This is a genomic window from Mycolicibacter sp. MU0102 (genome assembly GCF_963378105.1).
Taxonomy (GTDB): Bacteria; Actinomycetota; Actinomycetes; order Mycobacteriales; family Mycobacteriaceae; genus Mycobacterium; species Mycobacterium holstebronense.
The window spans coordinates 3,938,351-3,955,716 of the sequence record NZ_OY726398.1; the positions used below are offsets into that span (position 1 = coordinate 3,938,351).

A 17,366-nucleotide genomic window follows, 5' to 3' on the forward strand; every position below is an offset into this window, starting at 1 on the left:
CCGCGACGTTACCCGCAGCCGACAACCGCCAGCAGCCAGGCGTAGGAGAAGGCGATCTCTTTCCAGCGTTCGTAGCGCCCGGAGATCCCGCCGTGGCCGGCGTTCATCTCGGTTTTCAGCAACACCGGGTTGGCGTCGGTCTTGGTGTGCCGCAGCGCCGCGACCCACTTCGCCGGCTCGACGTAGTACACCCGGGTGTCGTTCAGGGAGGTCATCGCCAGGATCGGCGGGTATTCCCGGCGGGCGATGTTCTCGTATGGCGAGTAGGACTTCATGTAGAAGTAGACGTCCTTGTCGTCCAACGGGTTTCCCCACTCGTCCCATTCGATGACGGTCAGCGGCAGCGACGGGTCCAAGATGGTGGTCAGCGGGTCGACGAACGGCACCTGCGCCACCACCCCGGCGAACAGGTCCGGCGCCAGGTTCGTCACCGCCCCCATCAGCAGGCCGCCGGCGCTGCCGCCCATCGCCACCAGATGTCCGGGTCGGCAGACCCCCGCATCGATCAGGTGACGTCCCACGGCGACGAAGTCGGTGAAGCTGTTCTTCTTCTCCAGCAGCTTGCCGCGCTCGTACCACAGCCGGCCCATCTCGCCGCCGCCGCGAACGTGGGCTACGGCGAACACCATCCCCCGGTCCAGCAGCGACAACCGTGCGATCGAGAACTGCGGGTCTTCGCACGCCTCGTAGGCCCCGTAGCCGTAAAGCAGTGTGGGAGCCGGGAGTTCGATACCGGCCCGGTGCACGATCGACACCGGGATCCGGGTGCCGTCCTCGGCGTAGGCCCAGTCGCGGTATTCGACGTAGTCGGTGCTGCGGTATTCGCCCAGCACCGGTTGTTCGCGCAGCAGTGTGCGTTCACCGGTCGCAAGGTCGATGTCGTAGACCCGCACCGGGGTGATGAACGACGTCGCACCGACCCGCAGTTTCGGGGCGTCCCAGTTCGGGTTGGTGGCCAGACCCGACGACGTCAGCTCGGTGTCGAAGGTGATCTCCTGCGGCGATTGGAGTTCACCGTCGGGGCCGATCGGCCACAGCTGGATGCGGGGCAGACCCTCGGCGCGGTACCCGACCACCAGATGGTGGGCGAAGGCATCCACCCCGTCGAGCCGCACGTCGTCGCGTCCGGCGATCAGGGTTTGCTGCGCGGCCGGATCGCCCGCCTTGGCTACCGGCACTTGCACCAACGTGAAGTTGACCGCACCGTCGTTGTGCAGCATCAGGAATTGGTCCTGGCCGCCGATGATCGCGTGCTCTACGGCGTACTCGACGCCTTCGCGGCGAGGCAGCACCACGGTGAACTCAGCGTGCGAGTCGGCCGCGTCGGCGTAGCGCACCTCGGTGGTGATCGACGAGCCGGCCGCGATCAACACGTAGGCGTCACTGCGGGTGCGTCCCACCGACAACCAGAATCGTTCGTCGGCCTCGTGGTAGACCTGCTCGGAAGACTCTGCCGACACCCCGATTCGGTGGCGCCACACGGTATCCGGTCGCCAGGCCTCGTCGACGGTCGTGTAGTAGACAGTCTGATTGTCGGTCGCCCAGGTCACCCCGGCGCCGATCCCGGCGATCTCGTCGGGAAGCAGCTCACTGGTGCGAAGATCCTTGAACCGCAGGGTGTACCGCTCGTCGCCGACGACGTCGACGGAGTAGGCCAGGATGTGACTGTCCGGGCTGACGCTGGCGGCACCGAGCGCGAAGAAGTCGTGCCCTTCGGCCTCGGCGTTCTGGTCGAGCAGCACCTGCTCGCTGGGGATCTCGGTGGTCTCGTCGAGCTGCGGTGGATCCCAGTCATCGGGACCGTTGATCGGGCAACGGCAGTGGACGCCGTACTGCTTTCCTTCGAAGGTGCGCGCGTAGTACCACCAGTCGCCGCGACGCGCGGGTACCGACAGGTCGGTCTCCTTGGTGCGGGCCTTGATCTCGTCGAAAATGGCCTGACGCAAGGGTTCCAGGTGCGCCGTGGCGGCGTCGGTGTAGGCGTTCTCGGCTTCCAAGTGAGCGATGACAGCGGGATCGGACTTGTCACGCAGCCACTCATAGGAGTCGACGAAGACATCCCCGTGATGAGTGCGGGTGCTGTCTACTCGCTTGGCTGAGGGTGGTCCTGGAGGGGTCAGTGACACGTCGGTCATGCTCCGGGGCCGACCCAGTCGTCAAAGGACAGACCTGAAATGCGTTCGTAGGCCTCGATGTAACGGGCGCGAGTCGCGGCGATGATGTCGTCCGGCAGCGCCGGGGGCGGCTGATCTCCAGAGCGGTCCCAACCGGATTCCGGGCCGGTGAGCCAGTTGCGGACGTACTGCTTGTCGAAGCTGTCCTGCACGACCCCGGCCCGGTAGTGGTCGGCCGGCCAGTACCGCGACGAGTCGGGAGTGAAGACCTCGTCGGCCAGCACCAGGTTGTCATGTTCGTCGACGCCGAACTCGAACTTGGTGTCGGCGATGATGATTCCCTTGGTCAGCGCGTGGTCGGCCGCCTGCACATAGGTCGCCAGGGTGCGGTCGCGCAGCTGGCCGGCGCGTACCGGCCCTACCAGGTCGATCACCTGCGCGAACGAGATGTTCTCGTCGTGCTCACCGATGTCGGCCTTGGTCGCCGGAGTGAACAGCGGGTTGAGGAACTTGCTGGCTTCCACCAATCCGGGCGGCAAGGGGATGCCACAGACGGCACCATTGCTCTGGTAGTCCAGCAGGCCCGAGCCGGTCAGGTAGCCGCGCGCCACACACTCCACCGGCATCATCTTCAGCTGGCGCACCACCAGCGCGCGGCCGAGCACCTCGTCGGGGATGCGCGGGTCGTCGGGCGGCCCGGCCAGGTGATTGGGGGCATCGACGAGGTCGAAGAAGAAGACACTCATCGCGGTCAGGATGCGGCCCTTGTCCGGGATCTCGCTGTCGAGGATGTAGTCGAACGCCGAGATCCGGTCGGTAGCGACGAACAGCAGATGCTGCTCATCGATCCGGTAGAGTTCGCGGACTTTGCCGCTGGCCAGGTGCTGGTAATCGGAGAGCGCGGGTCGCGACATTCGGCCAGCTTAGCGGTAGGCACTGTGCTGGGATCGGATGATGACCTCCCGGTTGCTGCCCTACGCCACCTCCCCCGGCCGCCTACTGGCCCAACTGTTCAGCGACCTCGTCGTCGCGGCGTGGACCTTCTTGTGGGTACTCGTCGCGCTCGCCGTCCATGGCGCGGTCACCACCATCGCCGGTGTCGGGCAGCAGTTCGAGCGCGGCGCCAACGGTGTGGCCGACAGTTTGACGTCGGCAGGCAAGAGCGCGGACCGTATCCCGCTGGTCGGCGACGCCGTGAGCAAGCCGCTCACCGCGGCGGGCCATGCCGCCGTCGACATCGCCGGGGCCGGCCACAATCTGAACACCACGGCCGGCTGGCTGGCCTACCTGCTCGCGTTCGCGGTCGCGGCCCCGCCGATTCTGGCGGTGGCGATGCCGTGGCTGGCCTTGCGACTGCGGTTCTTCTTGCGCAAACGAGCGGTGCTGGGGCTGTACGCCACCATGGCCGGGCAGCAACTTCTGGCGCTGCGCGCGCTGACCAATCGTCCTTTGGGGAAGCTGACCGCGATCAGTCCCGACCCCGCCGGGGCCTGGCGCCACGCAGACCCCGCGGTGATCGGCGGCCTGGCCGCCCTGGAACTGCACTCCGCGGGCGTGGCCCGGCGATCTCGGCGCGGTCCGGCTCGCTGAGCGGGGGAAATCGCACGGAACCCGGGCCGGTCGGGCCACGTCCGACCTATGTGGACAACTATCTACGGCGTCACGACGGTGTGATCACCCGCTCGCAGGCCTTGGAGTGCGGCCTCTCCCGCTCCGCCATCGGCCGCCGACTCCAATCTGGACGCTGGCGGCGCTGCGGGCCCGGCGTGTACTTTGCCGACGATCGTCCGTTCACCACCGCCGCGCGCATCCGGGCAGCGGTGTGGAGCTACGGAATTGACGCCGTCGCCAGCGGATTGGCGGCGGCCTGGTGGCACCAGCTGACCACCGCCGCACCGAATCTGGTCGAGGTTACCGTTCCTCGCAATTCACATGGGCGGGCTCATCGAGGCACCCGGCTCAGGCGCCGAGACCTCTTTCCCGCGGATGTGGTCGAGCGCAGGGGGCTGCTGGTTACCGGGCTCGCCCTGACGACGGTCGAGGCCGCTGCCCGTCGTGGCGGGGGCCCCAAGGTGATGGATACCGCCCTGCAGCGCCACACCGAACTACCCCACCTGTGGCGGGCCCAGCTGCGAAACGCGGGCCGGCAGGGTTCCCCGGCGGCCCGTCGGATGCTGCAGGCGGCAGAGAGCGGCGCGCGTTCACAGGCCGAGCGAATGCTGGTCCAACTGTTGCGCGATGCCGGCGTCACTGGATGGGTGGCGAACTATCGACTGGGCGGCTACAAGATTGACGTTGCCTTTCCAGAAATCGCCGTTGCGATCGAAGTTGACGGCTGGGCGTATCACAGCGGCCCGGATGAATTCGAAGGTGACCGGGTGCGGCAGAACCAGATCGTGCTGCGGGGGTGGACCGTGCTCCGGTTCACCTGGCTGGACTTAGTCACTGCCCCGGATCGGGTCATCACCGAGATCCGGTGGGCGATTTCGGCGCGATAGTGCCCGCTGAGCGGGTAAAACCGCGCCGAAATCGCAGGGGATCTAGGGCCGCAGTTCCACCATCATGTGCCGCATCCCGGTGTGCCGGTTGCTGCGCGTCCACTCCACCGGCTCCACGACCGCCAATTCGCCGAACCGGCTCAGCAGCTCCTCGTAGAGCACCCGCAGTTCCAGTCGGGCCAAGTGGGCCCCCAAGCAGAAGTGGGCGCCGTGGCCGAACCCGATGTGTGGGTTGGGTTTACGGGTGATGTCGAACTGATCGGCCCGCTCGAACACCGCCGGGTCGCGGTTGGCCGAGCCCTCCCACACCAGCACCTTCTGGCCGGCGTCGATGGTCTGCCCGCCCAGCACAGCGCGCCGGCTGGCGGTGCGCCGCTTCGACGGAGCCGGCGAGGTCCAGCGCAGGATCTCTTCGATGGCGGTGGGCAGCAGATCGAAATCGCTACGCAGCAAACGGTATTGGTCGGGGTAAGCAGACAGTGCCAGCAGCCCGCCGGCGATGGCGTTGCGGGTGGTCTCGGCGCCGGCACTGAACAGCAACTGGAAGAACAGATACACCTCGAGATCGCTGAGCTCGGGGTCGGTCGAGTTGGCCACCACCGAGAGCATGTCGTCGGCGGGCTCGGCGCGCTTGGCCGCGATCAACTCCCGTCCGAAGGTGTAGACCCGGTTGCCGGCGTCCTCGATGGACAGTCGCGACACCACTGCCTTGCGTGAGCCGCGGAAGTCGAAGCTGGGCTCAATCGCCTCGAACAGCCAGTGCCGGTCGGCTTCGGGAACACCCAACAGGATGCAGATCATCTGCATCGGAACCTCGGCGGCGATGTCGACCAGGAAGTCGAAGGGAACCCCGGGCTCGACGGCGTCGAGCAAGGCCCGCGCCCGGCGCCGCAGATCGGTCTCGACGCGGCGGATCATCCGCGGAGTCAGTCCGGAGCTGACCAGCCGACGGACCTGCGCGTGCCGCGGGTCGTCCATCATGTTCAGCAGCTGCCCGGCGATCGGGAGGTCCTGCAGCACGGTGCCGCCGAACGGCCGGTCCCCGCCGGTGACCGACGAATAGGTCTGCGCGTCGCGCAGCACTTCCAGCGTCTCGGCGTGCGTGGCCACCGACCAGAAGCCGTCGCCGTCCGGAGTGTGGGCGGTGGGTTCGTGCCAGTACACCGGCGCCACCCGGCGATGCAGCGCGAACAGCTCGTGCGGGAAGCCGTCGGCAAAGTTGTCCAGATCGGTGAAGTCGATGCTCGCGAGCTCCTGGACCTCCATGACAGCTACAGGATCGCGCCCGGGCTGTAGGCAGCCCCGGCCGGATACCGCTCGACGAGTTCGGCCACCTCGGCCGCCACCCGGTCGACCTGGTCGGCGGCCGCGCCGGTGAATGCCTGGCGGTCGGCGACGGCCGCATCCAGCGCGGCCCGGTCCAGTGGCAGCCGGTCGTCGGCGGCCAGCCGGTCCAGCAGGTCGGGTTCGGCACCGCGCTCGCGCATCGCCAGCGCGACGGCCACCGCGTGTTCCTTGATCACCTCGTGGGCGGCTTCGCGTCCCACCCCGGCACGCACCGCGGCGATCAATACCTTGGTGGTGGCCAGGAAGGGCAGGTAGCGGTCCAGTTCGCGGGTGATCACCGCCGGGTAGGCCCCGAATTCGTCGAGCACGGTCAAGAAGGTCTCGGTCTGCCCGTCGACGGCGAAAAAGGCGTCGGGCAGTGCGACGCGACGCACCACCGAGCAGAAGACGTCGCCCTCGTTCCACTGCGCGCCAGCCAGTTCGGCAGCCATCGAGGCATAGCCGCGCAACACCACCTGCAGCCCGTTGACCCGCTCGCAGCTGCGGGTGTTCATCTTGTGCGGCATCGCCGACGAGCCCACCTGGCCGGGTGCGAATCCTTCGGTGACCAGTTCGTGGCCGGCCATCAGGCGGATGGTCTGCGCCAGCGAGGAGGGGCCGGCACCCAATTGCACCAGCGCCGAGACCACGTCATGGTCCAGCGAGCGCGGATAGACCTGCCCGACGCTGGTGAGCACCGCCGAGAACCCCAAGAATTCGGCGACCCGACGTTCCAGCTCGCTGAGTTTGGCGGTGTCGCCGTCGAACAGGTCCAGCATGTCCTGCGCGGTGCCCATCGGGCCCTTGATGCCGCGCAGCGGGTAGCGGTCGATCAGCTCACGCACTCGGCGCAGCGCGAGCAGGGTCTCCTCGGCAGCCGAGGCGAACCGCTTACCCAACGTGGTGGCCTGCGCGGCGACATTGTGGCTGCGCCCGGCCATCACCAGGTCGCGGTAGGCCGCCGCGTGGCTGACCAGGCGCGCGGCGACCGCGACCCCGTGGTCGTGGACCAGTTGCAGGGACTGGCGAATCTGCAACTGCTCGACGTTTTCGGTCAGGTCCCGGCTGGTCATGCCCTTGTGAATTTGCTCGTGACCGGCGAGGGCGTTGAACTCCTCGATACGGGCCTTGACGTCGTGGCGGGTCACCCGCTCACGGGCCGCGATCGACGCCAGGTCGACGTCACCGAGGACAGCCTCGTAGTCGGCGATCGCCCGTGCGGGCACCGGCACGCCCAGCTCGGACTGGGCGCGCAGCACCGCCAGCCACAGCCGACGCTCGGCAACGATCTTGGCCTGCGGCGACCAGATGTCTGTCATGGCGGTACTGGCGTAACGGGTGGCCAGCACATTGGGAATGCTCACGAGCAGCTAGCTTACGGTCGTGCGCTCCGGTGGAGTCGGACTGGCCTGGGCAGCGGGCACGGCTTCCACGATGACCGGGCCTCGGCCTTCGGACAGCGATATCGCCGCATCGATGAGGTAGTCCCCGACGACCTGGACGGCACGCCACGGGGGCACCGGTTCGCAGATAAAGGCGGGGTTGGTTCGGGTGGCCCGGCGCATCACGTTCTGACATCCCTGCGCGAACTGCACCCGCTGCACTGTCACGTCGTCAGCCCGGCTGGTCAGCGGGTAGGGATTCTGGGTGTAGCGAATGCACGCGCCGTTTCGGTCGATGCCGTAGCCGGCCGGCAGGCCGCCATAGGCGTCGATGGTGAGCGGCCAGAAGGGCGGCGCAAGGTCGAAAGAGCGCACTATCTCGCGCCGCGGCCCGACGGAGACGTGGCGGGTGAGGGACCGGGTGCGGCAGCGGGTGGCGATGTCGTAGGGGCGGACCCGCTTGTTGCGCATGAACTCCAGGAAAACCTCGACCGCGATCCGGGCTGCCGGCGGCAACTCACCATGCTCGAACGCGGCATTACTCTCGTTGGCTCGGCCAACGGTCAACATGACGACTCCACATGTCGAGAAAAACGGACAGGCTCGTAGTCTGACACAGACTGCCGGTCGGTGAGTACGCTTTGGCCAATGGGGAACGGGAGGCCGACCCGGCGGGACATGCACGCTGGGCTCACGCGGACCGCGGTGCTCGACGCTGCCCGGATTCTTTTCGTTGCCAAGGGCTTCGAAGCGACCTCCGTCGATGAGATCGCGCAGGCATCGCACTCCAGCAAGGGTGCCGTCTACCACCACTTTCGCGACAAGCAGGCGATCTTCGCCGAGGTGTTCAGGCTCAGCCAGGCCGACGTCATGCAGGCCGTACTACCGGGCGCCCTGGAATCCATGCCCGACGGCGCCAGCCCGTGGGAACAGGCGCTGTTGGCGATCAGCGCGGTACTGCGCTGCTACGTCCACAATCACGACGCCCGGGTGTTGCTGCGGGAATCGGCCAGCGCACTGGGTTGGGACCGCAAGCAGACCGTCGACGAGGAACTGGCACTTCCGTTGCTGCGCGGCGTGCTCGGCGAGCTGATCGAGACCGGCCAAATCGTGGCCGTACCGGTCGGCGTCACCGCCGAATTGCTCTACGCCCTACTCAGCAAGACCGGGCCCATCATCGCCGCCGCCGACGATCCCGCACAGGCGGTCAACGAGATCGAGCCGGTGCTGTTCGCATTGTTGAACGGCCTGCGTCGCGAGCCGTCGCAGCCGGCCGGCGAAGCCAAACGCTTGGGTTTCGCCCGGCCGCAGACGCCCTGAGTAAGGGCGCCGCGACACTGGCCGCGCCGGTGACGCGCCCTTACAGCGCGTGCAGGATGTCTTCGACCCGGTCCTTGGCGTCACCGAACAACATGGCGGAGTTCTGCCGGAAGAACAGCGGGTTCTGCACGCCCGCGTAGCCAGAAGCCATGGAGCGCTTGAAGACGATCACGTTGTCGGCGTCCCACACGGTCAGCACCGGCATGCCCGCGATCGGGCTGGACGGGTCTTCGGCGGCGGCCGGGTTGACGGTGTCGTTGGCGCCGATCACCAGGACCACCGACGTGTCACCGAAGTCGTCGTTGATCTCGTCCATCTCCAGCACGATGTCGTAGGGCACCTTGGCCTCGGCCAGCAGCACGTTCATGTGGCCGGGCAGTCGGCCGGCGACCGGGTGGATGCCGAAGCGCACGTTGACGCCGCGGTCGCGCAGCTTGCGGGTCAGTTCGGCGACCCCGTACTGGGCTTGCGCGACGGCCATGCCGTAGCCCGGGGTGATGATCACCGAGTCGGCGCCGCCCAGCAGCTCGGCGACCCCTTCGGCGGTGATCTCGCGGTGCTCGCCGTAGTCCTTGTCCTCGGCGGGGCCGGCTTCGATCCCGAAGCCACCGGCGATCACCGAGATGAACGAGCGGTTCATCGCCTTGCACATGATGTAGGACAGGTAGGCACCCGAGGAGCCGACCAGCGCGCCGGTGATGATCAGCAGGTCGTTGGAGAGCAGGAAGCCTGAGGCGGCCGCCGCCCAGCCGGAGTAGCTGTTGAGCATCGAGACGACCACCGGCATGTCACCGCCGCCGATGGAAGCCACCAGGTGCCAGCCCAGCGCCAGCGCCAGCAGTGTCACCACGATCAGCAGCCACAGCTTGGGCTCGTACACGAACCACACCGTCAAGGCGACGAACGCGACCAGCGCACCGATGTTGAGGAAGTTCTTGCCGGGCAGCATCAGCGGGTTGGACTTCATCCGCGCCGAGAGCTTGAGGTTGGCCACGATCGAGCCGGTGAAGGTCACCGCACCGATGAACACGCCGATGAACACCTCGGCCGAGTGGATGCCGAACAGCCCCTGGGCGGCCAGTTCGCGAGCGTCGGCGCTGCACGGGCTGTTTTCTACGTGCAGGTAGCCGTTCCAGCCGACCAGCACGGCAGCCAGGCCGACGAACGAGTGCAGCAGCGCGATCAGCTCGGGCATGCCGGTCATCTCGACGACCTTGGCGCGCCACAGCCCGATTGCCGCACCGACCACGGTGGCCCCGATCAGCAACGCCAAGCCGATCGGATTGATGTCGTGATGCACCGCCAAGGTGATCGTCGCGGCCAGCGCCACCGCCATCCCGAGGATGCCGAAGCTGTTGCCGGCCTTGGACGTCTCGTGCTTGCTCAGCCCGGCCAGGGCCAGGATGAACAACAAGGCCGCGACGATGTATGCCGCCGAGGCGGCGGTCTCAACTGAAAACATAAGCGGGGTCTACTCCAAGTCGGGGAGCGCAGCGCCTAGCTGCGGGAGAACATGGCGAGCATGCGGCGGGTCACCGCAAAACCACCGAAGATGTTGATGCTGGCCAGCAGGATCGCCGCAGCGGCCAAACTCGTGATGGCCGGGTCGCCGTGGCCGATCTGCAGCAGCGCGCCCACCACGATGATTCCCGAGATCGCATTGGTCACCGACATCAGCGGCGTGTGCAGCGCGTGGTGCACATGGCCGATCACGTAGTAACCGATCACGATCGCCAACGCGAAGACCGTCAGGTGCACCTGCAGCGCCGCCGGCGCCATCGCGACCAGTGCGAACAACACGGCCGCGGCCGAGACCACCACGCCCAGGCGGCGTCCGGCCGACATCGGTTCCTTGTTCGCCTTCGCGACCACCGGGGCTTCGGCAACCTTGGCCGGGGCGGCCGAGACCTGCACCGGCGGCGGGGGCCACGTCGACTCGCCGTCGCGGACCACAGTCATCGACCGCTGCACCACGTCGTCGAAGTCCAGCACCAGCTGGCCGTCCTTGCCGGGTGTCATCAACTTCATCAGGTTGACCAGGTTGGTGCCGTAGAGCTGCGACGCCTGCGCGGGCAGCCGGCCGGCCAGGTCGGTGTAGCCGATGATCGTCACCCCGTTGTCGGTGACGACGGCCTGGTCCTTGACGGTGCCCTCGACGTTGCCGCCGTTGGCCGCGGCCATGTCGACGATCACGCTGCCCGGCTTCATCGCCGCCACCATGTCGGCGGTGATGATCCGCGGCGCGGGCTTACCCGGGATGAGTGCGGTGGTGACGATGATGTCGACGTCGGCGGCCTGGTCGGCGTAGAGCTGCGCCTCCCGGGCCTTGTAGTCGTCGCTCATCTCCTTGGCGTAGCCGGTGGCCGACACCTCGGTCTCAGTCGATTCGATCGACAGGTACTCCCCGCCGAGCGAGCGGACCTGATCGGCCACCTCGGGACGCGGGTCGGTTGCCCGCACGATTGCACCCAGGCTGCCGGCGGCACCGATCGCGGCCAAGCCCGCCACCCCGGCGCCCACGACCAGCACCTTGGCCGGCGGCACCTTGCCTGCGGCGGTCACCTGGCCGGTGAAGAACCGGCCGAAGACGTGGGCCGCCTCGATCACGGCGCGGTAGCCGGCGATGTTGGCCATCGAGCTCAGTACGTCCAGCGACTGCGCACGCGAAATCCGGGGAACCGCGTCCATTGACAGCGCGGTGATGGGCCGGCGGGCCAGATCCTCCACCCGATCCGGGTTCAGGGCCGGGGCCAACAGGCTGACCAGCGTCGCGCCCGGCTTCATCCCGTCCAGCTGCTCGATCGAGGGGGCATTGACACCGAAGACGATGTCGGCGGTGCGTGCCTCGCCGATGGTGGCGCCGGCCTCGGTGTACGCCGCGTCGGAAAAGGACGATGCTTCGCCGGCACCGGAATCCACTACGACGTCGTAACCGAGCTTGGTCAGTGCAGCGACGGTCGTCGGCGTCGCCGACACACGCGTCTCACCGGGCTGCGCCTCGGATAGGACACCGATATTCATGACGTAGCTCTCCACATTCGCGTCTCTTCGCCGTCTTCCGGCGCTTACGGCGCTTTTCCAAGCGCCTCCGGACCCTCCGTTACCCGCCAGTAGCTAAGGAGCGACAAAGGGATCGAGGCAGCATACCGTGTGGGCTTCTCAGGCCGACACCGCGCGCTGGTCCAGTGGAGCGAGCATATCGATGACGTCGACGACCGCGGCCCGGGCGGCTGCCCGGGGGCCCTGCAGGTCATCGACGAGCGCCGCCATCACCGCGCCGTCGACCATGCAGACCAGGGAATAGGCCATCTCTACCCGCGTGATCCGCCCGGAACGTTCGACGGCCTCGGTGACCGCATCGGACCGTTGGTGCAGGATACGGCGCTGAATGTCACGCAGCGCCGGGTGGCGAGAGCACACGATGTAGCGCTCATAGCGGGAGATGAGCTGCTCGGTTACTTGCGGACCGCTCTCCGGATTCTCTTGCGACCCCACCAACAGCTCCACCAGGATGTCCGCCGTGGTCTCGGCACTGCGCCGGCGCCGGGACAGCTCGGTGATGCGAGCCCGCAACTGCGCGACCTCCAACATCCCGATGTGTTCCACCGCGTGGGCGATGAGGTCGTCAAGTGACGAGAAGTAGTAGGTCGTCGACGCCAGCGGCAGCCCGGCCCGCTGCGCCACGGCGCGGTGGCGCACCGCATCGAACCCACCCTCACGCAGCAGCTCGGCGGCGGCGCTGATCAGCGCATACCGCCGCCGCTCGCCCTTGGGCGTCACTGCTGTCATCACGACTAGAGATGCTGCCAGCCCAGGTAGCGCTGCATCATGCGTTTCCGCCTTTTCGGACAAACCGCACCCCGCTGGCATGATGGCCGCCATGCCGGAGTTGAGCCGACGAGCGGTACTGCGCGCCGGGGCCATGTTGGGCACCGCGGGCGCGCTGGGGGCGAGTTCACTCCTGAGTGCGCGATCCACGCAGGCCGCCCCGCTGCAGGCCGCACCCACGATGTCGACGGGCTCGTTCGCCTCGGCGGCGCGCGGAGGAATCACCACCAACTGGGCAATCGCCCGGCCCCCCGGCCAGACTGGGGCGTTGCGTCCGCTGATCGCGTTGCACGGCAAGGGAAGTGACGCCGCGACAGTGATGGCCGGTGGCGTCGAGCAGGGCCTGGCCGAAGCTGTCGACGCGGGACTGCCTCCGTTCGCGGTGGTCGCCGTTGACGGCGGCGGGAGCTACTGGCATCGCCGTAGCTCCGGGGAGGACTCGGGGGCAATGGTGACCGACGAGTTGTTGCCACTGCTGGCCGAGCAGGGCCTGGACACCTCGCGGGTGGGATTCATCGGCTGGTCCATGGGCGGCTACGGCGCCCTGCTGCTGGGGGGCCGGCTCGGCCCGCGCCGAACCGCCGCGATCTGCGCGGTCAGCCCCGCACTGTGGCTGTCGCCCGGAGCGACGGCGCCGGGGGCGTTCGATGGCGCGTCGGACTTCTCGGCCAACTCGGTTTTCGGGATGCCGGCATTGGGCTCGATCCCGATTCGGGTGGACTGCGGAAACGGCGACCCGTTCTATTCGGCGACCCAGGCCTTCATCGCCCAGCTGCCCAACCCGCCGGCGGGCGGCTTCTCCCCGGGCGGGCACGACGGCTCCTATTGGAGCTCTCAGCTGCCAGCTGAGTTGACCTGGATCGCCCCGCTGCTGACCGCCTAAGCATTCTTCAGGCTCCGAACACCGCTGGCACGAAAACCAGGCAACCACCGCGGCGCTGGAGCTACCGCGAATCTGGGTTGATGTCCCGTAATTCGGCCGCATTGTCTCCTAAATCGTTGAATTCGTCCGATATTTGAGCCATATAAAACCTTGTGTGACGAAGAACACGCAAGGTACCGTCGAAAAGTACCCACCAGTAACTCAACTGATTCTGAGTGCCATTAAATGCCAGTCCAACCGACCCAATTGGAAGGCCTGTGATGACAAATCGACGAATCCAGACGGCCGCCGTTGCTGCCACCGCCGGCGGTGGGCTGATCACCGCCGCACTCATGCAAGCCGCGCTGGGCACCGCTGCCCCGGGCGACAACGCCTTCACCATCGACGGCACCGTTTTCGACCCGATCACCTCATCCGGCACCAAAGGCTTCGACCCGGTCGGTCCACTCAGCCTGGCTCCCCCGCTGCTGGGCCTCGGTGGCGGGTCGGTGAGCATTGGGCCCACCAGCTTGGACCTCGCCCCACAAACCTTCGACTTGTACAACGGCACCGAATCGCTCGGCAGCATCAGCACCAACGAAACCGTCGCGAACCTGCTGGGCATGTCCAACACCGCGTTCACCGTCCTCGACACCATCCCCGCCGATGGGGTCGAGGCGTCGGCGCTACCCGCGAAGGGAACGGTCTACGACGTACTCAACCTGGGCAACGGCTTCTACAACGTCTACGTCGCCACCCCCGGCGCGAACGGCACCGTCACCGACACCCTGGTGACGCCGTTCGGCAACACCGACCTGAGCTCGCTGTTCGCCGACATGAACGCCGCCAACCCGCTGCAGCCGGGTGACGCGTTCACCCCGCTGCAGGCCGGCGACAGCAGTATCGGCGCCGACGCCTTCAGCATCGGCGGATTCACGTTCAACCCGTTCAGCACCGGGGAGGACGGCACGGTGACCGAGGGCTTCACGCCGGTCGACTCCCTCGCAAGCCTGCCGCCGTTGTTGAACCTCGGCGGCGGCCAGCTGGTGTTCAGCCTGGGGTATCCCGAAACCCAGCCGCAGGCCTTCGCTCCGCAGGACTTCGACGTCTACGGGAGCAGCGGCAGCGAGCTCGGCAGCGTCCAAACCGCGGTGGACGTGGCGAATCTGTTGGGAATGACCAACACACAGTTGATCATCCAGGGTGTCACCGCTACCGACGGTGTGGACGCCTCGCAGCTACCGGTACTGGGGTCGGTCTACGACGCCTTCAACCTCGGCGGTGGCTGGGTGAATGTGTACACGGCGACGCCGGACGTCACCGTCGACGGCACCGTCACCCCCGGCACTGTCCACGACACCTTGGTCACGCCGTTCGGCAACATGAACCTGGACTCGCTGTTCGGCGGCATCAATGCCGCCAACCCGCTCGACCCGGGTGACGCCTTCACCGGGCTGCAGGTCGGCGACAGCAGCCTCGGCGATGACGCCTTCAGCCTCGGCGGCTACATCTTCGACCCGACTCTGGGCTTGACCGGCTCGGACGAGGGTTTCAACATCGTGCCGTCGCTGCTCGGCGTCGGGCCGCTGCTTAGCCTCGGCGGTGCCTCGGTCGGCATTGGTGGCGGTACGCCGATCGACTTCGCCCCGCAGGTCTTCACCGTCTACGACGACTCCGGGTCGAGTCCCACCGACCTCGGGACCATCACCACCGGCGTGAATGTGTCGAACCTGCTGGGGATGGCCAACACCGAGTTCACCGTGGCGAGCATCGCGGCTGCCGACGGGGTGGACGCCTCGCTGCTGCCCGCGGCAGGAACCGTCTATGACGTCCTGAACTTCGGCGGCGGTTGGCAGAACATCTACATCGCCACGCCGGGCGACGACGGCACCATCACCGACACCCTGGTGACACCGTTCGGCAACGTCGACCTGAGCTCGCTGTTCGGCATCTTCAACGCCGCCAACCCGCTCGACCCGGGTGCCGCCTTCACCGGTCTCGACGACGTAGGCGCCATGTTCGCAACGGACCCACTGGCCCTGTTCGGGCTCTGATCGGTAACCCCAGCCGGGTTACTGGCAGAGCTTGCCCAGCGTGGTGATGTGCGAGTCGAGGTCATGCCCCAGCTGCTCGCGCTCCGTATTCGGTTGCCCGACAAGGTAGCTGAGGTTCAGACGCTCCAGCGCACCGGCCATCTTCTGGGTGGAGTCCACGATGTCTTGCGGCGTCGCGGGGTCCGCCTCGAGCCGGCCACGCAGATAGGCCGCACCCGCAGTCAGCGACAACCGCGCGTTGGCGGCCACCGCGAGCTGGGCGACGGGGTTCTCCGGGTCCGGGTTCTTCATGTGCATGTTGTTGGCCACCGCTTGGCGAGCAAGCACGACCGCGCCGCACACGTCCTTCTTGGCGTCGTTGACCTGCTCGCTGCTGAACTTGCCAGAACCACCCGAGGACGAGCTACCGGACGGCCACAAAGCGGACACGGCGGCACCGCCGATGAGCCCGGCAACCAGTCCGATGGCCGCGGCGATCAGCAGGGGGCCGGTGCTCGACTGCGCCGGGGCCGGGGCCGGGGTGGGCGCTGGCCGCCGTTTCGCCGTGCCGGCACTTTTCGCCGGGGCATCCTGTTCTTCGGATGCAGTGGTCTCCGGTTCAGTTTGGTCAGCCATGGCACCAAGGATAGCGGTAGGCGCCTGCGGTCAGATCTGGATCTTGCCCTCGGCGGCAGCCGCGCCGATGTCGCTGCGGAAGTGGCTTCCCGGCAAGCGAATTGAGTCGAGGATCCGGTAGGCGTCGGCACGCGCGGCATTCAGGTCGTCTCCGACGCCCACCACCGAGAGCACCCGCCCGCCGGAGGACACCACTGCCCCATCGTCACGGCGTGCGGTACCGGCGTGCAGCACCCCGTCGGCCTCGGCGCCCACAATCACGTCCCCGACACGGGGCCGGCCGGGGTAGTTCTCTGCGGCCAGCACCACGGTCACCGCGGCCGCATCCCGCCAGCGCAACACCCCGAACTCGCTCAGCCCGCCGGTGGCGGCGGCGTGCAGCAATTGCCCGAGCGGCGACTCCAGCAGCGCCAGCACTGCCTGGGTCTCCGGATCGCCGAAGCGGCAATTGAATTCGACCACCGACGGCCCGGTCGACGTCATCGCCAGACCGGCATACAGCAATCCGGTGAACCGGCTGCCGCGCCGGAGAAGTTCGGCCGCGACGGGTTCGACGACGTCGGCGACGATGCCGGCCGCAGCCTCCCGGGACAACCAGGGCAACGGTGCGTAGGCGCCCATGCCACCGGTGTTGGGCCCGCTGTCGCCGTCACCGACCCGTTTGAAGTCCTGCGCCGGCAGCAGCGGCACCACGGTGGCGCCGTCGACGATGCAGAACAGGGACAGCTCGGGGCCGTCCAGGAAGGACTCCAGCAGCACCGGATGCCCGCTGTCGAGCAGGCCGGCGGCGTGGGCGCGGGCGGCAGTCCGATCTGCCGTGACGACGACGCCCTTGCCTGCGGCTAGCCCGTCGTCCTTGACCACCCAGGCCGCGTCCCCGGCATCCGGACCGAACCGGGTCAGGGCGGCGTCCAGGTCAGCGGGGCTGTCGACGATCTCCGAGCGGGCGGTGCGCACGCCGGCGGCGGCCATCACGTCCTTCGCGAACGCCTTGGAACCTTCGATGCGGGCGGCGTCCTGCGACGGTCCGAAGCAGGCGATCCCGGCGGCACGCACCGCATCTGCCACACCCAAGACCAACGGCACCTCCGGCCCGATCACCACCAGGTCGGCCTCGACGTCGCGGGCCAAGGCGGTGACCGCCGACGCCGAGGTGATGTCGATGTCTCGTTGCTCGGCTACCGCCGCAGTACCGGCGTTGCCGGGGGCGATCACCAGGTGATCGACCTTCGGGTCATTGCGAAGGGCTAGGAGTAACGCATGTTCCCGGGCGCCGGAACCGATCACCAGGACGCGCATGGGCGCTACTCCTCTCTGAGTTCGCCTCGCTTCGTCATCGGCGAGGCCGAGACAAAGGATATATAGCG

At 67.6% G+C, this 17,366-nt stretch carries 15 protein-coding genes; 5 read left to right on the top strand and 10 right to left on the bottom strand.

Annotated features, from left to right (window positions below; translation table 11 throughout):
* Positions 1-8 precede the first annotated feature (8 nt).
* Positions 9-2,135, bottom strand: a complete 2,127-nt coding sequence (locus RCP37_RS18635; RefSeq protein ID WP_308484462.1) for a S9 family peptidase — start codon at positions 2,133-2,135, stop codon at positions 9-11.
* Entirely contained in the window at positions 2,132-3,028 is an 897-nt protein-coding gene (locus tag RCP37_RS18640; protein WP_308484463.1) for a phosphoribosylaminoimidazolesuccinocarboxamide synthase, read from the bottom strand. The genes RCP37_RS18635 and RCP37_RS18640 overlap by 4 nt, the downstream gene beginning before the upstream one ends.
* Before the next feature lie 40 nt (positions 3,029-3,068).
* On the opposite strand from RCP37_RS18640, the gene RCP37_RS18645 reads away from it, so the two are divergent.
* Positions 3,069-3,704: a hypothetical protein gene (locus tag RCP37_RS18645; protein WP_308484464.1), complete on the top strand. Its 636-nt coding sequence runs from the start codon at positions 3,069-3,071 to the stop codon at positions 3,702-3,704.
* 50 nt (positions 3,705-3,754) lie between these two features.
* Positions 3,755-4,612, top strand: a complete 858-nt coding sequence (locus RCP37_RS18650) for a PDDEXK-like endonuclease domain-containing protein (protein WP_308484465.1) — start codon at positions 3,755-3,757, stop codon at positions 4,610-4,612.
* A 42-nt stretch (positions 4,613-4,654) separates the two neighbouring features.
* Here the strand turns inward: RCP37_RS18650 and RCP37_RS18655 are convergent, their stop codons facing one another.
* The 3 genes from RCP37_RS18655 to RCP37_RS18665 are packed head-to-tail and all read right to left on the bottom strand — an operon-like array spanning position 4,655 to position 7,890.
* Complete coding sequence (locus tag RCP37_RS18655) at positions 4,655-5,878, bottom strand: cytochrome P450 (protein ID WP_308484466.1); 1,224 nt, start codon at positions 5,876-5,878, stop codon at positions 4,655-4,657.
* Positions 5,879-5,883: 5 nt separating this feature from the next.
* On the bottom strand, positions 5,884-7,302 hold the full coding sequence (gene purB / locus RCP37_RS18660; RefSeq protein WP_308484467.1) for an adenylosuccinate lyase: 1,419 nt from the start codon (positions 7,300-7,302) through the stop codon (positions 5,884-5,886).
* 6 nt (positions 7,303-7,308) lie between these two features.
* Positions 7,309-7,890 carry a hypothetical protein gene (locus RCP37_RS18665; protein ID WP_308484468.1) on the bottom strand — a complete coding sequence of 194 codons (582 nt, stop codon included), beginning with the start codon at positions 7,888-7,890 and terminating at the stop codon, positions 7,309-7,311.
* A 78-nt stretch (positions 7,891-7,968) separates the two neighbouring features.
* Between RCP37_RS18665 and RCP37_RS18670 the strand changes: the two genes are divergently transcribed.
* Positions 7,969-8,640, top strand: a complete 672-nt coding sequence (locus RCP37_RS18670; protein WP_308484469.1) for a TetR/AcrR family transcriptional regulator — start codon at positions 7,969-7,971, stop codon at positions 8,638-8,640.
* A gap of 40 nt (positions 8,641-8,680) precedes the next feature.
* Here RCP37_RS18670 and pntB read toward each other — a convergent pair whose 3' ends face one another.
* The 3 genes from pntB to RCP37_RS18685 form a co-directional block, all read right to left on the bottom strand.
* The gene (gene pntB, locus RCP37_RS18675; protein WP_308484470.1) at positions 8,681-10,102 is read right to left on the bottom strand and encodes a Re/Si-specific NAD(P)(+) transhydrogenase subunit beta; all 1,422 of its coding nucleotides are present in this window, start codon (positions 10,100-10,102) and stop codon (positions 8,681-8,683) included.
* A 35-nt stretch (positions 10,103-10,137) separates the two neighbouring features.
* Positions 10,138-11,661, bottom strand: a complete 1,524-nt coding sequence (locus tag RCP37_RS18680; RefSeq protein ID WP_308487148.1) for a Re/Si-specific NAD(P)(+) transhydrogenase subunit alpha — start codon at positions 11,659-11,661, stop codon at positions 10,138-10,140.
* 138 nt (positions 11,662-11,799) lie between these two features.
* Positions 11,800-12,429 carry a TetR/AcrR family transcriptional regulator gene (locus RCP37_RS18685; RefSeq protein WP_308487149.1) on the bottom strand — a complete coding sequence of 210 codons (630 nt, stop codon included), beginning with the start codon at positions 12,427-12,429 and terminating at the stop codon, positions 11,800-11,802.
* 79 nt (positions 12,430-12,508) lie between these two features.
* Here RCP37_RS18685 and RCP37_RS18690 point away from each other — a divergent pair, with 79 nt between their 5' ends.
* Complete coding sequence (locus RCP37_RS18690) at positions 12,509-13,351, top strand: alpha/beta hydrolase-fold protein (RefSeq protein WP_308484471.1); 843 nt, start codon at positions 12,509-12,511, stop codon at positions 13,349-13,351.
* 260 nt (positions 13,352-13,611) lie between these two features.
* On the top strand, positions 13,612-15,384 hold the full coding sequence (locus RCP37_RS18695; protein WP_308484472.1) for a hypothetical protein: 1,773 nt from the start codon (positions 13,612-13,614) through the stop codon (positions 15,382-15,384).
* A gap of 18 nt (positions 15,385-15,402) precedes the next feature.
* On the opposite strand, the gene RCP37_RS18700 is transcribed toward RCP37_RS18695, so the two are convergent.
* On the bottom strand, positions 15,403-15,999 hold the full coding sequence (locus tag RCP37_RS18700) for a hypothetical protein (RefSeq protein WP_308484473.1): 597 nt from the start codon (positions 15,997-15,999) through the stop codon (positions 15,403-15,405).
* A gap of 30 nt (positions 16,000-16,029) precedes the next feature.
* Positions 16,030-17,298 (bottom strand): phosphoribosylamine--glycine ligase, encoded by a 1,269-nt coding sequence (gene purD, locus RCP37_RS18705; RefSeq protein WP_308484474.1) that lies wholly within the window; start codon positions 17,296-17,298, stop codon positions 16,030-16,032.
* Between the last annotated feature and the right edge of the window lie 68 nt (positions 17,299-17,366).

What these genes read in the sequence shown, in the direction of transcription:
- RCP37_RS18670 (WP_308484469.1), top strand. Translation starts at nt 7,969, where the DNA reads ATGGGGAACGGGAGGCCGACCCGGCGGGACATGCACGCTGGGCTCACG.
- RCP37_RS18680 (WP_308487148.1), bottom strand. Translation starts at nt 11,661, where the DNA reads ATGAATATCGGTGTCCTATCCGAGGCGCAGCCCGGTGAGACGCGTGTG.
- RCP37_RS18700 (WP_308484473.1), bottom strand. Translation starts at nt 15,999, where the DNA reads ATGGCTGACCAAACTGAACCGGAGACCACTGCATCCGAAGAACAGGAT.
- RCP37_RS18640 (WP_308484463.1), bottom strand. Translation starts at nt 3,028, where the DNA reads ATGTCGCGACCCGCGCTCTCCGATTACCAGCACCTGGCCAGCGGCAAA.
- RCP37_RS18685 (WP_308487149.1), bottom strand. Translation starts at nt 12,429, where the DNA reads ATGACAGCAGTGACGCCCAAGGGCGAGCGGCGGCGGTATGCGCTGATC.
- pntB (WP_308484470.1), bottom strand. Translation starts at nt 10,102, where the DNA reads ATGTTTTCAGTTGAGACCGCCGCCTCGGCGGCATACATCGTCGCGGCC.
- purD (WP_308484474.1), bottom strand. Translation starts at nt 17,298, where the DNA reads ATGCGCGTCCTGGTGATCGGTTCCGGCGCCCGGGAACATGCGTTACTC.
- RCP37_RS18665 (WP_308484468.1), bottom strand. Translation starts at nt 7,890, where the DNA reads ATGTTGACCGTTGGCCGAGCCAACGAGAGTAATGCCGCGTTCGAGCAT.
- RCP37_RS18645 (WP_308484464.1), top strand. Translation starts at nt 3,069, where the DNA reads ATGACCTCCCGGTTGCTGCCCTACGCCACCTCCCCCGGCCGCCTACTG.
- RCP37_RS18635 (WP_308484462.1), bottom strand. Translation starts at nt 2,135, where the DNA reads ATGACCGACGTGTCACTGACCCCTCCAGGACCACCCTCAGCCAAGCGA.
- RCP37_RS18695 (WP_308484472.1), top strand. Translation starts at nt 13,612, where the DNA reads ATGACAAATCGACGAATCCAGACGGCCGCCGTTGCTGCCACCGCCGGC.
- RCP37_RS18690 (WP_308484471.1), top strand. Translation starts at nt 12,509, where the DNA reads ATGATGGCCGCCATGCCGGAGTTGAGCCGACGAGCGGTACTGCGCGCC.
- RCP37_RS18655 (WP_308484466.1), bottom strand. Translation starts at nt 5,878, where the DNA reads ATGGAGGTCCAGGAGCTCGCGAGCATCGACTTCACCGATCTGGACAAC.